We start from the raw sequence: 1,155 nt of genomic DNA on the forward strand, positions 1-1,155 counted from the left end.
TTGAAAACGAGATCTAAAGCTTCACCGTATATAGTAACCTTAATTCTCTCTTTTGTTCTTTCTGATTAATAGCTAAATTTAATAGAAATCAAACTTAAGATGTATATAAAAAATAGCGGTTTAGGTGACAACCTGAACCGTTTTTGTTTTTAATTAATTATCTTGCTTTCTGAAAAGTTAGTGTTTTAAAAACGCTACTTTTCATATACAAACCGTTACCCAACATTTAACAACAACCGAAATGGGATTTAAAATTGGACTTTCTTTATTTATGCTTTTCGGATTTTTCTTTTTTAGAAAAGTCGGACCAATACTTACAGGAAGATTAAAAGATTTTCACGTCAGAAATGAAACAGGATTGGTCGAAAAAGCACCTGTAATTTTTAAAATTTTCACAGTGTTTTTTAAAATTGCATCGATAATGTGCTTAATCTATATTGTTATGATTTGGACTGGTTTTGTTACAATACCGAATGAATAATGTTTTGGAAAAGAAAGAAAAATAAAACGACTGAATTTAAGTGCTCTGAATGTGGAAAAGTCCATTCGGAATGGCCTGCTTTAGCGTTTAAATCGCCTGCGAATTACGATTTCCTTTCCGACCAAGAAAAGTCTGAACTTGGAAAATTAGAATCGGACTTTTGCGAAATTCATTACGAAGACCAAATTGACCGTTTTATAAGAGTAACACTTACTCAAAAAGTAAAAGACGCTTGTGAAACTTTGGAATACGGACTTTGGGTATCATTAAGCGAAAAAAGTTATTTAGACTATAAAGGAAATTACAATAATCCGAATCACGAAACTGGATATTTTGGTTGGTTATGTAGCAATGTTCCTGAATATGGAGATACGTCTTCAATTCCTTGCGACGTAATGACAAAAAGTGGAAATGACAGACCTGAAATTTTTCCTCACGAAGATTTTGACCATCCCTTTGTTCGAGATTATTACGGCGGAATTTTAAAAACAGAAGTGGAAAATAGAATAAGCGAAATGATAAAAAACGTTGGGTAACACCGTGTATAATTAATTGCTTTATTGAGCCTACTTGCGAATATTCCTGCGGAATATTCACGGGTTCGTAAAAGTTTGCTAATTTAGTTGCTTAACCACGCAACTAACCATACACAACAACGTTGTGCAACATATTGA

At 32.7% G+C, this 1,155-nt stretch carries 2 protein-coding genes; both read left to right on the forward strand.

Going from position 1 to position 1,155, the window contains the following annotated elements; all coding sequences use genetic code 11:
• Positions 1–241: 241 nt before the first annotated feature.
• Positions 242–481: a hypothetical protein gene (locus KO500_RS02720; protein WP_215954968.1), complete on the forward strand. Its 240-nt coding sequence runs from the start codon at positions 242–244 to the stop codon at positions 479–481.
• Complete coding sequence (locus tag KO500_RS02725) at positions 481–1,017, forward strand: DUF2199 domain-containing protein (RefSeq protein ID WP_215954969.1); 537 nt, start codon at positions 481–483, stop codon at positions 1,015–1,017. Before KO500_RS02720 ends, KO500_RS02725 begins: the two co-directional genes overlap by 1 nt.
• Positions 1,018–1,155 lie beyond the last annotated feature (138 nt).

Source organism: Cellulophaga baltica (assembly GCF_018861125.1).
In the GTDB taxonomy this organism is placed as follows: Bacteria; Bacteroidota; Bacteroidia; order Flavobacteriales; family Flavobacteriaceae; genus Cellulophaga; species Cellulophaga baltica_A.